This window comes from Streptosporangium sp. NBC_01469, from assembly GCF_036227305.1.
GTDB lineage: Bacteria > Actinomycetota > Actinomycetes > Streptosporangiales > Streptosporangiaceae > Streptosporangium.
Genome location: NZ_CP109465.1, coordinates 4,570,946 through 4,588,500 on the forward strand (window position 1 = coordinate 4,570,946; position 17,555 = coordinate 4,588,500).

General features: G+C 71.7%; 12 protein-coding genes. 8 read left to right on the forward strand and 4 right to left on the reverse strand.

Annotated features, from left to right (window positions below; all coding sequences use genetic code 11):
* The first annotated feature begins 131 nt into the window (after positions 1-131).
* A complete protein-coding gene (locus OG587_RS20405; protein ID WP_329092607.1) occupies positions 132-1,985 on the forward strand; it encodes an excalibur calcium-binding domain-containing protein in 1,854 nt (617 codons plus the stop codon).
* A gap of 21 nt (positions 1,986-2,006) precedes the next feature.
* Here OG587_RS20405 and OG587_RS20410 read toward each other — a convergent pair whose 3' ends face one another.
* Both OG587_RS20410 and OG587_RS20415 read right to left on the reverse strand, forming a co-directional pair.
* Positions 2,007-4,229, reverse strand: coding sequence for a xanthine dehydrogenase family protein molybdopterin-binding subunit (locus tag OG587_RS20410; RefSeq protein WP_329092609.1), 2,223 nt, complete (start codon positions 4,227-4,229; stop codon positions 2,007-2,009).
* A 128-nt stretch (positions 4,230-4,357) separates the two neighbouring features.
* The gene (locus OG587_RS20415; protein WP_329092611.1) at positions 4,358-7,348 is read right to left on the reverse strand and encodes an AfsR/SARP family transcriptional regulator; all 2,991 of its coding nucleotides are present in this window, start codon (positions 7,346-7,348) and stop codon (positions 4,358-4,360) included.
* A gap of 1,466 nt (positions 7,349-8,814) precedes the next feature.
* Here OG587_RS20415 and OG587_RS20420 point away from each other — a divergent pair.
* From OG587_RS20420 to OG587_RS20435, 4 genes are all read left to right on the forward strand, one after another.
* Positions 8,815-10,089 carry a helix-turn-helix domain-containing protein gene (locus OG587_RS20420; RefSeq protein WP_329093935.1) on the forward strand — a complete coding sequence of 425 codons (1,275 nt, stop codon included), beginning with the start codon at positions 8,815-8,817 and terminating at the stop codon, positions 10,087-10,089.
* A gap of 89 nt (positions 10,090-10,178) precedes the next feature.
* Positions 10,179-10,796 (forward strand): copper resistance CopC family protein, encoded by a 618-nt coding sequence (locus tag OG587_RS20425; protein ID WP_329092613.1) that lies wholly within the window; start codon positions 10,179-10,181, stop codon positions 10,794-10,796.
* Complete coding sequence (locus tag OG587_RS20430) at positions 10,793-12,835, forward strand: cytochrome c oxidase assembly protein (protein ID WP_329092615.1); 2,043 nt, start codon at positions 10,793-10,795, stop codon at positions 12,833-12,835. Before OG587_RS20425 ends, OG587_RS20430 begins: the two co-directional genes overlap by 4 nt.
* A 177-nt stretch (positions 12,836-13,012) precedes the next feature.
* The gene (locus tag OG587_RS20435) at positions 13,013-13,426 is read left to right on the forward strand and encodes a sensor histidine kinase (protein ID WP_329092617.1); all 414 of its coding nucleotides are present in this window, start codon (positions 13,013-13,015) and stop codon (positions 13,424-13,426) included.
* A 165-nt stretch (positions 13,427-13,591) separates the two neighbouring features.
* On the opposite strand, the gene map is transcribed toward OG587_RS20435, so the two are convergent.
* The gene (gene map / locus OG587_RS20440; protein ID WP_329092619.1) at positions 13,592-14,440 is read right to left on the reverse strand and encodes a type I methionyl aminopeptidase; all 849 of its coding nucleotides are present in this window, start codon (positions 14,438-14,440) and stop codon (positions 13,592-13,594) included.
* Positions 14,441-14,484: 44 nt separating this feature from the next.
* Between map and OG587_RS20445 the strand changes: the two genes are divergently transcribed.
* Complete coding sequence (locus OG587_RS20445) at positions 14,485-14,667, forward strand: hypothetical protein (RefSeq protein ID WP_329092621.1); 183 nt, start codon at positions 14,485-14,487, stop codon at positions 14,665-14,667.
* A gap of 82 nt (positions 14,668-14,749) precedes the next feature.
* Here the strand turns inward: OG587_RS20445 and OG587_RS20450 are convergent, their stop codons facing one another.
* Positions 14,750-15,328: a hypothetical protein gene (locus OG587_RS20450; protein WP_329092623.1), complete on the reverse strand. Its 579-nt coding sequence runs from the start codon at positions 15,326-15,328 to the stop codon at positions 14,750-14,752.
* Between the two features lie 123 nt (positions 15,329-15,451).
* On the opposite strand from OG587_RS20450, the gene npdG reads away from it, so the two are divergent.
* On the forward strand, positions 15,452-16,117 hold the full coding sequence (gene npdG / locus OG587_RS20455) for an NADPH-dependent F420 reductase (RefSeq protein ID WP_329092626.1): 666 nt from the start codon (positions 15,452-15,454) through the stop codon (positions 16,115-16,117).
* A 171-nt stretch (positions 16,118-16,288) separates the two neighbouring features.
* A complete protein-coding gene (locus OG587_RS20460) occupies positions 16,289-17,461 on the forward strand; it encodes a trans-sulfuration enzyme family protein (protein ID WP_329092627.1) in 1,173 nt (390 codons plus the stop codon).
* The last annotated feature ends 94 nt before the right edge of the window (positions 17,462-17,555 follow it).

Below are 17,555 nucleotides of genomic sequence, written 5' to 3' on the forward strand. Positions count from 1 at the left end.
TTGGAGTTGATGACATTCCGTCAGTGGTCGTCGACGTTCGGTCTCCCGGGAGCCGTCGTGACGTGCGGGGTTACCGGCTCCCCTCGCCGGTCGGTAGGCTCGCCGCGAACAGATGCGAGGAATACGGGGATATGACGATGGGGATGCACGCGGGGCAGGGTGGGCCGCCCGTACCGCAGGGACCTCCAGCCGGGCCTGACGACCCCTCTGACGCGTCGCGGTCCTCGTCCGGCTCCTATGACGCCTTCACGCCGCCGGGGCGCTCCGGCGGCACGCCCGGCCGCCACGCGCGCGGCCCGGGGAAACCGGACGACGACCCTCTCGGCGGTCCCGGTGGCCTCGCTGGTCCCGGTGGTCCCGATGGCTTCGATGAACCGGGTCGTGGCGATCAGGGTTTCGACGGTCCCGGTTCCGGCGGTCCCGGTTCCGGCGGTCCCGGTTCCGGCGGTTCCGACTTCGATGCCTTTGGCGGCCCCGGCCCCGGTCCCGCCGGCCCCGACTTCAATGCTTTCGGCGGCCCCGGTCCCGCCGGCCCCGACCTCGGTGCTCTCGGCGGTCCCGGTGGTTCCGGCTTCGACGCCTTCGGCCGTCCCGGTCCCGCCGACCCTGACTTCAGCGCTTTCGGCGGACCCGGCTCCGCCTCCGGCCCCGGTGACTCCGGTTTTGACGCCTTCGGCCGTCCCGGTGCCGGTTCCGGAGGTTCCGACTTCGACGCCTTCGGTGCCGGGCGTCCCGGTGTCGATGCCTTCGGCCCCGGCGGTGCGGGGCCCGGTGATCCCGGCTCCGACGGCCCGGACCCCGCCGGTACGAGGTTCGGCGATCCGGGGCCGATCGACCCCGCCTTCGGGGGACCGGCCCTCGGCGAGCAGGGCTTCGACGGTACGGAGGGTCCCGGCGTCCCGGTTCCCGAGGGTCCCGGCGTCCCGCCCCCCGCCGCGGGACAGGAGCCTCCCGCCCATGGACCCGCCGAGCCGGGATCGGACGGGCCCGGGAAGGGGACGCCCAGAACCGGCAGGAGGCGGGCCGGAGAGCCGCAGGACGGGGTGCCCAGGGCGAGCCGGGTCACCACCGCGATCCTGGTGACCACCCTGGTCGTCGTCGTGCTGATCACCGGCGTGCTCGGCACCATCGCGGTGCTCATGACCCGCAACCCCGACATGCCGCTCGGTGCCACGCCGCCCAGGCGGCTGGCGGTTCCCATCCACTTCGCCCCGGTGACCGAGGCGAAGGCCGGAGCCTGCACGGTCCCGGAGACCTACCCCGACGACCTCGGGCAGAACTGCTACTCGGTCGCCGCCGGGGTCACCGTGAACGCCGTGCGGAAGATCGAGGCGATCCAGGAGAAGAGCGGCGCCTACTCGGTCAGGATCGCGTTCGCGCCCGCCTTCCGCGAGCAGATCAACGACCTGACCGCGGAGGCGGTCAACGAGGACGACCCGGTCAGGCAGCAGATCGCCATCGTCGTGGGACAGAAGGTGGTGGCGGCCCCCAGGGTCGCCCAGGCGATCACCGACGACAGTCTCAGCATCGCCGGCTCCTTCACCAAGGAAGAGGCGGACGCGATGGTCGTCAAGCTGCTCGGCACCGTCGGCGCCGTCGTCCCGCAGCCGTCGGACGGCGCGCAGCCGAGCGCGTCGGTCTTCGTCCCGTCGGACGGCCCGGTCGCGACCTCCCCGGCCAGCCAGCCCGCGACCCCTCCGGCGAACCAGCCGGTGACCCCTCCGCTCACGACCGGAGCGCCCACCGGCAACCCGGCCGCCACGAACACCGCGGGGGCCGGGGCCGACCCGAACCGCCCGGCGAACACCACCGGGGACACCTCGGGCAACACGTCCGGCGAGGGCACCGACCGCAGGTTTCCCAGCTGCAAGGCCGCGCGGGACAACGGATACGGCCCCTACACCCGGGGCACCCACGAGGAGTACCAGTGGTACATCGACGGGGACAAGGACGGTGTCGCCTGCGAGCAGGGTGACGCCGGCTGACACGGCCCCCTCGGCCCCCGGTCAGTTCTCCAGGGCGATGTCGTGCGGGCGGATGGGCACCCGGGGCAGCCGCAGGCCGGTGGCGGCCCGCACGGCGGCGGCCACCGCGGGGGTGGACGAGAGCGTGGGCGGCTCGCCCGCGCCGCGCAGGCCGTAGGGGGCGTTCGGGTCGGGATTCTCCATGATCGACAGCTGCATGGGCGGCATGTCGAGGATCGTGGGGATCAGGTAGTCGGTGAACGACGGGTTGAGCACCAGCCCGTCGCGGACCTGGATCTCCTCCATGAGCGCCAGCCCCAGCCCCTGGGCCGAGCCGCCGTGGATCTGCCCCTCCAGCGCCAGCGGGTTCATGATCTTACCCACGTCCTGGACGGCCGCCAGCTCCACCACCTTGACCAGGCCGAGCTCCACGTCCACGTCCACCACGGCCCGGTGGACGCACAGGGCGAGCTGGGTGTGCGAGTCGCCCTGCCCGGTGACCGGGTCCAGGGGGAAGGTGGGCCGGTGCCGGTACTCCCTGGTCTCCTCCACCGCCCCGGCCCGTTCCAGCGCGGCCACCAGCGACGACCCGTCGGCCCTCAGCGCGTCCAGCCGCTCCCGTACGGCCTCGCAGGCCGCCCTGACCGCGCCGCCGGTGACGTACGACTGGCGCGACGCCGACGAGGACCCGGCGGAGCCGACCGACGTGTCCGCCCGCGCGACCGTCACCGCGTCGATCCCCAGCTCGGTCCTGGCGATCTGCTCCTGGACCATCAGCAGGCCCTGTCCCACCTCGGCCGCGGCGGTGTGCACCAGGACGTGCGGCTCGCCGCCGATCAGCTCCACCCTCACCCTGGCGGTGGAGTGGTCGTCGAAGCCCTCGGAGAAGCAGATGTTCTTGATGCCCACGCCGTACCCGACACCGCGTCGCACCCCCTCGCCGCGGGTGGTCTGCGAGACGCCGCCGGGCATGTCCAGCAGGTCTGTGGCACCCGTGACGTCCGGCGCGGCGGGCAGCGGCATCGCGGCGAGCTCCCTGAGCATCTCGGCCAGCGGCGCGGGCGAGTCGATCACCTGCCCGGTGGCCAGCGTCGACCCCTGGGAGACCGCGTTGCGGATCCTGACCTCGACCGGGGAGATCCCGCACGCCTCGGCGAGCCTGTCCATCTGCGACTCGTACGCGTAGCAGGCCTGTACCGCGCCGAAGCCGCGCATCGCGCCGCAGGGCGGGTTGTTGGTGTAGACGCCGTAGGCGTCGATCCACACGTTGTCCACCTCGTACGGGCCCACCCCCAGGGAGGCCGCGTTGCCGACCACGGCGGGAGAGGTGGAGCAGTAGGCGCCGCCGTCCAGAAGGATCTCCGCCCTGACGTAGAGCAGCCTGCCGTCGCGGGTGGCGCCGTGCTCGTAGCGCATCCGGGCCGGGTGGCGGTGGACGTGACCGTAGAAGGACTCCTCGCGGTTGTAGACGATCTTCACGGGGCGGCCCGTACGCAGGGCCAGCATGCACGCGTGGACCTGCATGGACAGGTCCTCGCGGGCGCCGAACGCCCCGCCCACCCCGGCCAGCGAGAGCCGTACCCTCTCCTCGGGCAGTCCCAGGCACGGCGCGATCTGACCCCGGTCGGCGTGCAGCCACTGTGTGGCGATGTACAGGTCCACCCCGCCGTCCTCGGCCGGTACGGCCAGCCCGGACTCGGGGCCGAGGAAGGCCTGGTCCTGCATGCCGACCTCGTACTCGCCGGTGACGACCACGGGGGCCTCGAACGTGGAGCCGACCCGGACCGGCTGGTGGCGCAGCACGTTGCCGCGCTCGTGGACCGAGGGGCAGGAGGCGTCGAAGGCGGCCCGGCGCGGGTCGGTGACGGCCTCGCGGACCTCGTACTCCACGACGATGGCCTCGGCTGCCCGCCTGGCGCGCTCGGGGTGGTCGGCGGCGACCAGCGCGACCGGCTCGCCCTGGTAGCGGACCTGGTCGACGGCGAGCACCGGCTGGTCCCTGTGGTCCAGGCCGTAGAACTTCGCGCCCGGCACGTCCTCGTGGGTGAGCACCGCGTACACGCCGGGCATGGCCAGCGCGGGACCGATGTCGATCGAGCGGATCCACGCCGACGGGTGCGGGCTGCGCAGGGTGACCCCCCAGATCATGTCCGCCAGGTACAGGTCCGAGGAGTAGGCGAACTCGCCCGTCACCTTCAGCGTCCCGTCGGGACGCAGGACGCTCTCGCCGACGCCTCGGTGCTGTCGCGTTTCGATGCCGCTCATTCCAGCAGTACATCAGCCGGGCCCGGAGCCGGACATGGCAGAGGCGACGAAACACCGGGTGGGCCGGTCGGCAACTGTTGCGGACCGGCGGCCGTCGCGGCGGCGCCCGCTCCCGCGGCGCCCGGCCGCTACGGGCGCGCCCGGCCGGCCGTGACCGGCTTCGCGGACGCGGTCAGGATCGTCGCCTCCTCCTCCGTCAGCCTCTCCACCACCGGGTTCCCCACCGCGCGGGCGGCGGAAAGGGAGAGCGCCAGGTAGGCCGCGGCCCGGTCCGTCTCGCCGAGGAGGCGCGAGGAGCGGGCCAGGCCGAGCAGCAGGTACGGCTCGGCGATCTTGAGCTTCACGGCACGGGCACAGCCGAGACCGTCCTCGAACGAGTTTCTGGCCGACTCGGGGTCCCCCCGGTCGAGGTGGACGCGGCCGAGCTTCTCGTGCACGGACGTCTCCTGGTACCTGTTGCCGTCCCGGCGGCACCTGGACAGGGCCTCCTCCAGCACCGCCAGCGCCTGGCCGGTACGGCGCATGCCGTGGTACGCCGAGCCGATCATGGTGAGGGCGAAGTGCTCGCCGGACACGTGACCGGCCTGCATCGTGACCTTCCGCTGCGCCTCGCCGCAGCTGAGAGCCTTCTCGTAGCGGCCCAGTTCGAGATAGTTCATGGCGAGACTTCCCAGTGCCTTCTGCTCGCCGTGCAGGTCGGACAGCCGCCGGGAAAGGACCAGCTGCCGCCGGATGTGGTTCTGGGCCTCCTCGAGGCGGCCGACCATGTTCAGGGCGCTGCCGAGGTGGTTGTGCGCGTTCGCCTCGATGCGGTGGTCGTTCAGCCGCCGCCCGACCGACAGCGCCTGCCGGTTGAGCGACTGGAGCCGGGCGGGGAGGCCCGCGTGCTGGAGGTGCCAGAAGAGCGCGAAGGCCAGGGCGGCCCCGAGGCGCGCGATCCGCTCCCCGGGGGCGCCCATCGCCTGGGAGGCGGCGGACACGAGGTTGGCCTGCTCCTGGTCGAGCCAGTCGCGGGCCTGCCGGCCCGAGGCGAGCGGCAGGAGGCCCGCGCCGAGCTCCAGGTCCGTCGGCACGGTGCGGGGGTAACCGCACAGCTTCACGGCCAGGAGGGTCGTCCCGAGGTAGAGGCTCAGCGCCCGGTCCAGCGCGGCGTCGCGGTCGCCCTCCGTCTCCTCGTGGGCGACCCGCTCCTTGGCGAACAGCCGCACCAGGTCGTGCAGCCGGTATCTTCCCGGCTCGTCCATCTCCGAGAGATGCGCGTCGACCAGCCGTTCCATCGCGTGCTCGGCCGTGTCCACGGGGACGCCCAGCAGGGCGCCCACGAGGTGCGCCGTCACGTCGGCCGTCTGCAGCACGCCGAGCGCGCGCAGCGCGCGGGCGGCCGTCCGGTCGAGGCGGTGGTCGCTGCCGGCGAGCATCTCGTAGCTGACCGCCAGGCTGGATCTCACCGCGAGATCGCCCGCCGACAGCTCCCGCAGCCGCCCGCGCTCGTCGTCCAGCCGGCTCACCAGGTCGGTCACGTTCCAGCGCGGCCGGTTCGCCAGCCGGGCTCCCGCGATGCCGACGGCCAGCGGCAGGTCTCCGCAGAGGTCGATCAGGCGCATCGTCGCCCGTGGGTCCTCGGCGGCCCGCTCCGCCCCGATCAGCTTCGTGAGCATCGCGGAGGACTCGGCCCGCCGCATCCCGGAGATCGGTACGCGGGCGCAGTCGTCGAGCAGGGTGAAGCTCTCCCGGCTGGTCGTCAGGATCGCGTTGCCCATCGGCACGGACAGCAGCGGGCGGATCTGGGCCAGATCCGCGGCGTCGTCCAGCACGACGAGGATCTCGCGGCCGTCGAGCTCGCCGCGCCACAGGGCCGCGGCCTCGTCGACGTCGGCGGGGACGGCGTGCGGGGGCGTGCCGAGGTCACGCAGGAACCTGCCGAGCACCTCGATCGGCTGGAGCCGCCTCATGCCCGGCGTCGCCCCGCGCAGGTTCACGTACAGCTGCCCGCCGGGGAAGCGGTCGCGGACCATGTGCGCGGCCCGGACCGCCAGGGTCGACTTGCCGGATCCGGGCGCTCCGGTGATCGCGACGACGTGATGGGGCGGGGCGCCGTCCCGGGGGGAGAGCAGCGCCCTCAGCCGCGCGAGCTCCTCCGCGCGTCCGACGAAGTCGACGGGGTCGCGCGGCAGCTGGCGGGCCACCTTCGTCCTCGCGGCCGTACGGTGCCGCGAGTCCGGGGATCTCCGCTCGCGGGCGTCCGGCTCGGGGGAGGGCCCGGAGGAGGGGATCGGCTCCGGGGAGGGGAGGGACGCCGAGGGCGGGCCCAGCAGGGGGTCGGCGCGCAGGATCAGCTCGTGGCACCTGCGGAGGCTCTCGTGCGGCTGGACGCCGAACTCCTCCATGAGCAGGCGCCGGGTCTCCTGGTAGACCCTCAGGGCCTCCACCTGCCGGTCGCAGCGGTAGAGCGCGATCATGTACAGCTCGCGGAGCCGCTCGCGCAGCGGGTGCTCGGAGGTGAGCAGGACCAGCCGGGCGGCGGCCTCCTGGGGACGCCCGAGCAGGAGCAACAGGTCCGCGTGCAGTTCCAGCGCGGTCAGGCGCAGCCCGCTCAGCCTGTGCCGCTCGAACTCGGCGAACGGGCCGGGAATCCCGCTCAGGCAGGTGCCCCGCCACAGTTCCGCGGCCCTGTCCAGGGAGCGCATGGAGGTCTCGTACGCGTTCTCCGCGCGTGCCTTCCCGGCCTGGTCAAGACGCTGCTCGAACACCAGGGCGTCCACCTGCTCCGGCGCGAGGCGTAGCGAGTATCCGCCGGAGACGGAGACCAGCACCCCTGAGGGCCTGCGCGGATCCCGGCCGGGGTCCAGGGTTCTTCGCAACCTGGACACGTATGTGTAGACGCTCTGTCCGGCCGTCTTCGGCGGGCTCTCTCCCCACACCGCGTCGATCAGCCTGTCCTTGGTGACCACCTGCCCGGCGTTGATCGCCAGGACGCAGAGGACGGCCTGTTGCCTGGGCTCTCCCAGGTCGAGCCTCTGCGAACCCCGCCGGCCGGTCACGGTTCCCAGGATGTCAATGCCGAGCCTCCCCGCCGGGAGGTCCTCCCCGACGGGGGCGGTGGCGTGCGTCTCGTCCATCAGACCTCCACGCGGTCGGGCATGGCGCAGCGAAGTCGTGGAGAAGACACTAGCCGACGAGTTCGTGACGCAGGATTTCCCGCGAACCGCCCGGAGCGCGCCCCGCGCGCCCATCCGCTCCGTCGCGGTGCCGGGTGGCGGGTGGCGGCGTACGGCGCGGGAGGCCGGTCCCGGCGGGCGGCCGACCACCTCGTCCGTCACCCTCTCCGCGGCCATTCCCGGAATGGTTTTCTCCCGGTCCTACCAGGCGGGAGACCTTTCTCCAGGAGAGTGGGGGGATGGGCGGGAAGTGGTCCAGGTGCCCCTCGCGAACCGTGCCGGACCAAACACGCCGGTGTTCCTTCCAGCGGGTGTCGCGGGGCCGCGCCGCGACGGGTTCCCGAGGCGTTCCACGGGTTCCCGAGGCGTTCCACGACGGGGGAGACGGGCGAGGGGGGAGAGCCGCGCGCGCCGGGGCGGGAGGGGCGGAAACCGGGGGAAGCCGAGGCGGAGACGGGGCTGAGAGCGGATCGCGCCCGTGGGTTTCCCGCGGGCGGATCATGTTTTCGGGCTTTCCCGACGGGCGGGCCACATTTCCGGTTTTCCGTGAACCGACTTGGCCGAAAGCTTTCTTTGTGTCCACGACAAAAAGGCGGCCCGCCTTTCGAGAATCAGGCTGACCGCTTTAGGACATTGACTTGATAGTGGATTAATTCAATGTATTTTCTCAGGTAATGGCTGGTTCAAAAGCGGGGCTGCCGAAGGAAGGCGCCGGCGACACGGGATCCGTGGGCCGACCGGCCCGAGGACCGGTCGGCGACGGAGGATGGACGGAAACGGTATGACGCCGACGAGAGAGGCCGGGTGGCCGTCACCGGCACCCTCGACCCGGGCCGTGTGGCCCGCGAGCCGTGACCTGCGATGAAGCCGTACGTATGTAGCGCGAACCATACGTGTGTGTTCCTCCGGCCGGGATCCCCCGTGAAGGACAACGACCTTCACGGAAGGGTTCGGATCCCGGCGCGGCCGCGATCGGTGGCACCCAATCCGGGGGCGCGGACGCCCCGGTGTTCAGCTGTCCCGCCTCGCCGGAGCGTGCATGACGGACGCCTGCACGCTCACGCCGGTGCGATCGCACCGGTTCCGCCAGGTGGAGCCGCTCGCTGGCTGAAAGCTCTCCACTGGGGCGGGCGGGGTTCTTTGTGTTCCTTGTCCTCGCGGTGGCCTGAGCCGCCGCTCAGTCCGCGTGTCCCCAGCCCAGGTTGGACTGGGCGACGTTCGCCTGCAAAGAATACTTGCCGGTGTCCTTCGGGGGGGCAGACGAATCAGCACTCTCGGTCGTAACATTGCTAGTGACGGCAAAAGTGGCCGTAAATAGCATGGCGAGGGCAGACAAGGCAAGACGTCGGCGCACGGGGAGACTCCTGTCGTAGGTTCTGCTGCTCAAATGATATCTTTCAAGGGGTAACGTGACTGGTCAAGACTTGGTGGGGCAGCGCATCAAAACCGTCCGTCGGCAACGTGGTCTTTCTCAGGCGCAGCTCGCTCATCCAGAACTGTCGGACAGTTACGTCTCTCTCATCGAGAGTGGCAAGCGTACTCCGACACCCGCCGTGTTGGAGCTCCTCGCCGAAAAACTCGACTGTTCCCTGACATATCTGATCAACGGCGTCACGGCCGAGCAGATGCAGGAGATCGAGCTCGCGCTGAGCTACGCGCAGATGGCCCTGAACAACGGCGAGGTCGTCGAGGCGCGCACCCGCTACGCCGAGCTCCTCGCCGACAGCGGCCTGGCGGGCCTGCCCCAGATGCGACAGGACGTCGAGTACGGCCTGGCCCTCGCGACCGAGGCCTGTGGCGATCTGGACCAGGCGATCGTCCTGCTCAACGGGCTGCGCGAGAACGACGAGGCGGTCACCGGCCCCGAGCGTCACGTCGCGGTCGCCGTCGCGCTCTCGCGCTGCTACCGCGAGAAGGGGGACCTGGCACGGGCGATGCAGGTCCCCGAGCAGATCCTCACCGGCCCGGTCCGGCCCGCCTGGACCGACGGCCTCATGAGGCTGGGCGGCCAGCTCCTCGCCGCCTACATCGACCGCGGTGACCTGCTCCGGGCCCGCCAGTTCGCCGGCGAGCTGATCGCCGCCGCCGAGCTCCTCGCCAGCCCGCAGGCGCTCACCCTGGCACACTGGGAAGCCGCGATCGCCGCCGTCGAGGCAGGTTACGCCGACGAGGCGGTCACGCACGTCGAGCGCGCCCTGGCCATCCAGTCCGAGTACGGCGACCCGCGACGGCTGGCCCGGCTGCGCAGCGACTACGCCCAGGTCCTGCTGATCGTCCGGCCCATGGAGGCCAAGACCTGGCGCGACGTGCTGCTGAAGGCGGAGAGGGAGCTCGCGGAGAGCGCCGCCAGCTCGATCGACAAGATGCGCTGCGCGATGAACCTCGTCCGGGTGGAGCTGCTGCTCGCCCAGCCCGAGCGGGCCGAGGAGCACATGCGCTTCGTCTGCGACCTGCTCGACGGCATGCCCAAGGTCCTGCAGGCGGAGGCCCGGCTGCTGCACGGCGAGACCCTCGCGGCGCTGGGCATGCAGGCGGACGCCTCGCGGGAGCTGCTCGCCGGGGCCGAATGTCTGGGGCAGGCGCCGGAGACCCGCTTCACCGCCCACGCCTGGCTGACCGCGGCCCGGGTCCTGGAGCGGATCGACGAGCCCGACCGGAGCGTCGACGCCTACAAGCGGGCGATGGCCTGCGTCGGACTGTAGATCGAGAGGGCGGGGGCGACTCGCGCCGGACCGTGGAACGGACAGGGGGGTCGAGACCGCGTGGTCGCGTCGGTAGCCTTGTGGTTGCCATGAAGACTTCCCCTGTCGCGGTCGCCCTCGCGCTTCTCGCCGCCCTCGTTCTCGGCACGGCCTTCGCCTCGCCCGCCCTCGCCCACGACCGGCTCAAGAGCAGTGACCCGGCCAAGGGAGCGAAGGTCGAGAGTCTGGAGGAGGTGAAGCTGACGTTCAGCGCCGGAGTGCGCTTCCCGAACGTCGTCGTGCGCTCCGGAGACGAAACCCACCAGGACGGCAAGCCCGCCGTCGACGGCCCCGTGGTGACCCAGAAGGTCAAGGGAGATCTCCCTCCCGGCGAGTACGTCATCGCCTACCGCGTGGTGTCCTCCGACGGCCACCCGATCGAGGGGGAGATCCCCTTCACCCTGCTCGGCTCCGCCGACTCCTCTCCGTCACCGTCCTCGGCGTCTCCCGAGCCCGCCGGGAGCACGACCGCCGGGAGTGACCCGGCCGCGAGCACGCAGGCCGCGAGCACACCGGTGGCCACGCTCAGCCCGGCCGCCGCGGCCGGGGAGTCCGAGGAGCCAGGCTCCTCGGGAGGCGTGCCAGGCTGGATGTGGATCGTCGTCGGCAGCCTGACCGGCATCGGCATCGGCCTGTTCTTCAGCATGCGCGGCAGGAAGCAGCCATGAGCAAGATCGCGCGGGCCGCGCAGGCGGCACAGGTCGAGGCGCCGGGGAACGGCCGGGCCGTGAAGCTCGCCCTCGCGGGCGCGGCGGCGGCCGTCGCCGCCCTGGTGATCGCCATGATCGCCGGAGGTGCCGCGAGTCCGCGCATCATCCCCGGCCTGCCCGACCAGGGTTCCTTCACCCGCTGGGGTCTGCCGCTGGCGAAGCTGGCGATGGACGCGGCGGGCGTGCTCACCGTCGGCACGCTCCTGGCCGCCACGTTCCTGCTCCCCAACGACAAGGGCCTGCTGGGCAAATCCGCCCTCGGCTACGTCAAGGCCGCCTCCTGGGTCGCCCTCGTCTGGGCCGGGGCCGCCGCCGCCACGATGGTGTTCAGCCTCTCGGAGGCGCTCGGGCTGCCGGTGGCCGACGTGCTCGGCGGCGACGAGCTCACCAGCTTCGCCAGCCAGGTCTCCCAGGGCATCGCGCTGACCCTGGTCGTGCTGTTCTCGGTCGCGATCGCGCTCTTCGCCCGCGGGGCGATCACCGCCGGCGCGGCCGGCGGCCTGCTGGTCCTCGCCCTGGCCACCATGCTCCCGCCCGCGCTGACCGGCCACTCCGCCTCCTCGCCCAACCACGACCTGGCCACCACGGGCGTCGCCGTCCACCTGGTCGTCCTCGCGCTCTGGGTGGGCGGCCTCGGTGTGCTCTGCGTGCACGCGCTGCGCCGTCAGCCGCACCTGGAGATCGCCGCCGCCCGGTTCTCGGCCCTGGCGCTGTGGTGCTTCATCGGGGTGGGGCTGTCCGGCCTGTTCAGCGTGATGGCCAGGCTCAGCGCGCTCTCCGAGCTGTTCACCTCCGCCTACGGCCTGCTGCTGCTGGCCAAGACCGTCGCGTTCGCGCTGCTCGGCGCCGTCGGCTGGTGGCACCGCAGGCGCACCCTGCCGTTGCTCGCGGCGGGCGGGTCCGGTACGTTCCTCCGCTTCGCCACCGGCGAGATCGTCGTCATGTTCGCGGCCGTCGGGCTGGCCGTCGCGCTGTCCCGCACCGCGCCGCCTCCGGCGGTCCTGCCCGTCGACAGGGCCTTCGAGGTGCTCGGCTACACCATGCCGCCGGAGATCTCGCTGGCCAACCTGGCCTCGCTGTGGTGGTTCGACCTGTTCTCCGGCACGCTCATCGCCCTGCTGGCCGGTCTCTACCTCGCCGGTGTCGTACGGCTCGCCCGGCGCGGCGACGCCTGGTCCAAGGGGCGCACGGCCGCCTGGTTCACCGGTGTGCTGATCCTGCTGGTCGCCACCCAGAGCGGCGTCGCCCGCTACGCCAAGGTGCTGTTCAGCGCGCACATGGCCGAGCACATGACGCTGTCGATGATGGTGCCGATCTTCCTCGTGCTCGGCGCGCCCGTCACCCTGGCCCTGCGCGCCCTGCGGCCCGCCGCCCGCAGGGGCGACCGGGGGCTCCGGGAGTGGCTGACGACGATCCTGCACAGCAGGTTCGTCCGCTTCATCGCCCATCCGGCGATCGCCACCGCGATCTTCATCGTCTCCACCTACGCGCTGTACTTCACCCCGTTGTTCGCCGCCGCGATGGAGGAGCACCTCGGCCACATCGTGATGACGGTGCACTTCCTGCTCAGCGGGACCCTGTTCTTCTGGGTGATCATCGGTGTCGATCCCGCCCCCTACCGGCTGCCGCACGTGGCCCGGCTCATCCTGCTGTTCGTGACCATGCCGTTCCACGCGTTCTTCGGCATCGCGCTGATGAGCATGACCACCGTGCTGGCCTCCGACTGGTACGACCAGCTCGGCCGCACCTGGGGCGCGTCCGCGGTCGAGGACCAGCAGACCGGTGGCGCCATCGCCTGGGGGTTCGGCGAGATCCCGACCCTCATCGTGCTCCTCGCGCTGGCCTTCCAGTGGTGGCGTCACGACGATCGCGGGGCCCGCCGCGCCGATCGCCGCGCCGACGCCGCCGCGGCCCGCGACGGTGGCAGTGGCGACGCCCAGCTCGACGCCTATAATGACTACCTGGCCAAACTCAACAGGCGAGACGGCGCGGAGTAGCCGGACAGCTACGGCCCTCTATCTTCGAGCCCCCTCACGGATACCTCCCGGTAGCCTGTATTTCAGGGGGCTCGTGCTCACCGCAGCGGGTGCAGCGCTTCGTCATCGCGCGCCACGCCCAGTCACACATCCGGTCGGGGGGCCGGTGGCTGCAATGTGCATCAGGAAGGTTGAGCAGTGTCCGAGGAAGTGCGCGTACGTGAGGGCCGGAGCCGGAGCCTGGCCCAGGCGCTCGAAGAGCATCTCACCGAATGGGCCGAGCGCACTGGGATCATCGTCGAGATCTGGGCCCTGCCCGCCCAGGACGTCCCGCCGGGGGTCGCCAGAACCGTGCTGGCCGCGCTTGGGGAGGCGCTGGCCAATGTCGAGCGGCACAGCCGTGCCCGCGTCGTCTCCGTCGCCGTCACCTTCGGGCGTGCCGGCCTGCGCATGACGGTGAGTGACAACGGTGTCGGCTTCTTCGGGGAGGCGGAGGGCCGGGGGGTCGTCGCCATGCGCACCCACTTCGAACAGCTCGGCGGTGCGCTCAGCGTCAACGGCGTTCCCGGCGAGGGAACCACCGTCACCGGAGTGGTGCCCCGCCGGGACTAGCCGGGCCCGGACGGCCGTCGGCGGGAGCGGCGCGGGGAAGATGCCGGATCCCGCGATCGCCTCGGCGCAGGGGCCTCAGGCAGCCGTCCCAGATCAGGGGTGTCGGGTCGTCGCCCAGGAGCAGGGATCCCAGGCCGGGGACGCGGCCACGGAGCGGGCCGGAGCTCAGGGAAGTGTCAGGATCTCGTGGCCGGTCTCGGTCACCAGGATGGTGTGCTCGAACTGCGCGGTCCGCATACGGTCCTTGGTGACGGCGGTCCAGCCGTCGGGCCAGATGTCGTAGTCGATGGTGCCGAGCGTCAGCATGGGCTCGATCGTGAACGTCATGCCCGGCTCCAGCGTGACCGCCAGTGACGGGTCGTCGTAGTGGGGGACGATCAGGCCCGAGTGGAACGTGGTGCCGATGCCGTGGCCGGTGAAGTCGCGGACCACGCCGTAGCCGAACCGCTTGGCGTAGGCCTCGATCACGCGACCGGCCACGTTGAGCTGGCGGCCGGGGGCGATGGCCCTGATGGCGCGGTCGGTGGCCTCGCGGGTGCGCTCGACCAGCAGGCGCGACTCCTCGTCCACGTCGCCGACCAGGAAGGTGGCGTCGGTGTCGCCGTGCACGCCGCCGATGAAGGCGGTGATGTCGATGTTGACGATGTCGCCGTCGCGCAGCACGGTGTCGTCCGGGATGCCGTGGCAGATCACCTCGTTGATCGAGGTGCACAGCGACTTGGGATATCCCCGGTAGCCGAGCGTGCTGGGATAGGCGCCGCGGTCGCAGAGGAACTCGTGGCCGATCCGGTCGAGCTCGTCGGTGGTGACGCCGGGTGCCACGTGCCTGCCGACCTCCTCGAGCGCCTGGGCCGCCAGCTTGCCCGCGACCCGCATGCGCTCGATGATCTCGGGGGTTTTGACGTCGGCCTCACCGGTCTTCGGGGATTTCCTCCCGACGTACTCCGGCCGCTGGATGTGAGAGGGCACCTTGCGGAGGGGAGAGATCCGTCCGGGCTGGAGCAGTGTCGTCATGGTCCCCCAGTCTAGTTGTGCTTCTCACTGGGCAGGATTGCCGCATGAGTGACCAATGGTGGTTCTGCCTGACGCACATGGCCGTCGAACCCGACGAGGGGTGCCCGAACAAGGACCGGATGGGGCCGTACCCGACGCGCGAGGCCGCGGCCGGCGCGCTGAAGACCGCGGCCGACCGGAACGAGGAGTGGAAGAGGAACGACCGCGCCTGGGACGGGGACGACTGAGGTCGCCAGCCGGTCGCTAGCCGTCCACCACGGCGTACGCGCGGACGGGGAAGGTCCCCATGCCGGTGGGTGACCCGCGGGCCTAGTCGGTGACCCGCGGGCCGCTGATCCGCTCCAGCAGCCTGGCCAGGCGGTCGCGCAGGCCGGGACGGTGCCCCGTCTCGCCCGCGGCCATGCTCACCAGGTGCTGGGCCCCGTCGAAGGAGAACGGTGCCCGCTCGGGCACCGTCAGCGCGTCGTGGGCCAGACCCGCCAGATCCGGGTCGCCGCCGTCCAGGGCCAGGATCGTCGTACCGGTCCTGCGGGCGTCGCTCACCCGTTCCAGCAGCGTCTCGGGGGCGCGCTCCTCGGCCACCACGAACAACGTCTCACCCCGCCCGGCCCGCTCGATCCGCTCCAGCCCGACCCGCAGGTGCGCGGGCGCTCCGGGGGCGGGCGCCCAGCGGACCAGCGTCGGGGCGAGCTGGGGCAGCCCGGCGAACCTGGCCTCGTCGCTCAGGTGCGCGGTCAGGTGCCAGGGCTCCTCCTGGGGCGTGCCGACCACCAGCAGCCCGCCGGGGGAGCGCGTCGCGCGGAGGGCGAGACCCAGCTCGCGGGTCCGCTCGATCCAGCCGGTCGAAGCGAGGATCTCGCGCAGCAGCGTCACCGACCCAGCGTCCATCGCACCATCGTGCCCCAGAGACCCCGCGCCGATCCTGGAAACGCGACCCTGAGATGATCGGGACAGGCGATATGGTCGATGAAGTCCGGCCTTGAGCGACCGGGGGACGATGAGGAGCGGTGAGTGAGCACTGACATTCCGGATGTGAGCGGGATCTCGATCGGGATCCTGGGCGGGACCGGTGATCAGGGCAAGGGCCTGGCCCGGAGGTTCGCCCTCGCCGGGCACACCGTGCTGATCGGCTCGCGGAGCGCGGAACGGGCTCAGGCCGCGGCGGAGAGCGTCGACGGATCGGTGCGCGGCGCGGACAACGCGACCGTGGCGGCGGAGGCCGACGTGGTGATCGTGGCCATTCCCTGGGACGGGCACCGCTCCACGCTGGAGTCCCTCCGCTCCGAGCTGGCCGGAAAGATCGTCATCGACTGCGTCAACCCGCTCGGCTTCGACAAGCAGGGCGCGTACGCGCTCACGGTCGAGGAGGGCAGCGCCGCCCAGCAGGCCGCCGCCGTCCTGCCCGACAGCCGCGTGGTCGCCGCGTTCCACCACGTCTCGGCCGTCCTGCTGCTGGATCCCGAGGTCGCGGAGATCGCCCTGGACGTGCTCGTGCTGGGCGACGACCGCGAGGCCGCCGGCACCGTCCAGGCGCTGGCGGGCCGGATCCCCGGCGTGCGCGGCGTTTACGCGGGCCGCCTGCGCAACGCCCACCAGGTCGAGGCGCTGACCGCCAACCTCATCTCGATCAACCGCCGCTACAAGGCCCACGCGGGCCTGCGCGTCACCGACGTCTAGCGGGGCGTCCCCGGCCGTGATCGCTGTCCGGCGGCCGCTCGCGCGAGTCCGCGGGCGGCGCCGGATCCATGGATTCACCCGGGGCCGGTTGGCGGGATCCGGTCCTCAAGCCGGACCAATCTTGCCCGATTGGATCTGACAAGTAGCTCGTTAACCGGACATCCTTGACATATGACTGATTTTCGCCCGGAGACCCGTACCGTCCACCTGCCCCAACCGCCCCTGAACGGCAGCCGCTCCATCACGGTGCCGCTCTACCAGACCTCCGGATTCGTCTTCGACGATCCGGCCGTTTTCGCCGACGGGATGGGCCGCCCGGACGGGGCCTTCGTCTACGGGCGGCTGTCGAACCCGACGGTCCGCTCCCTTGAGGAGGCCGTCGCCGGGCTGGAGGGCGGGGTCGGCGCCGTGGCCACCGGCTCCGGGATGGGCGCCATCAACTCCGTGCTGCTCGGGTTGCTGGAGCCCGGCGACCATCTGATCGCGCAGAAGCCGCTCTATGGCGGCACCGCCTCGATGATCAACGACCTGGCGGGGCGGTTCCGGATCGAGGTCTCCTACGTCCCCGAGGACGACCCGGCGGCGCTGCGCGCGGCCGTGCGGCCGGAGACGAAGCTCGTCTACCTGGAGACCATCGCCAACCCGGTGACCCAGGTCGCCGACCTGCCGGGCATGTGCGCCGCGGCTCGCGAGGCCGGACTGATCTCCGTGGTCGACAACACCTTCGCCTCCCCGATCCTGTGCAGGCCGATAGAGCACGGCGCCGACATCGTGGTGCACTCCACGACCAAGTACCTGAGCGGGCACACCGACGTGCTCGGCGGGATCGCCGTCTTCGCCTCCGACGAGCTCTACCGCAAGGTGTGGTCCTTCAACGTCAAGCTGGGCGCCACCGCGGACCCATTCGCCGCCTGGCTCACCCTGCGCGGCATCCAGACGCTGCCGCTGCGGATGGAACGCCACTGTTCCAACACCCGCGAGCTGGCCACCCGCCTGAACGCCCACCCCGCCGTCTCCGTCGTGCACTGGCCGGGACTGCCCTCGCACCCCTCGTACGAGCTGGCGGCCAAGCTCCTGCCCGACTTCGGGGGAGTCTTCTCCTTCGACCTGGCCGGCGGGCGGGAGGCGGGAGAGCGGTTCATGAGCTCGGTGAAGCTGGCCCTGCTGGCCCCGTCCCTCGGCGGCGTCGAGACGCTCATCCTGCATCCCGCGACCACCTCCCACCGTTCCCTGACGGCCGAGGAGCTCGCCCGGCACGGGATCGGCGAGGGCACCGTGCGGGTGGCGGTCGGCATCGAGCACATCGAGGACCTGTGGGCCGACTTCGAGCAGGCGCTCGCCTGACGCCACGGGGAGCGCGATCCGCGGTGTCTTCTACACTGCGGCGCGGGGCCGTCCACGAGACCGGGCGGCCCGCCGGATCACTTTTGGGGAGGGA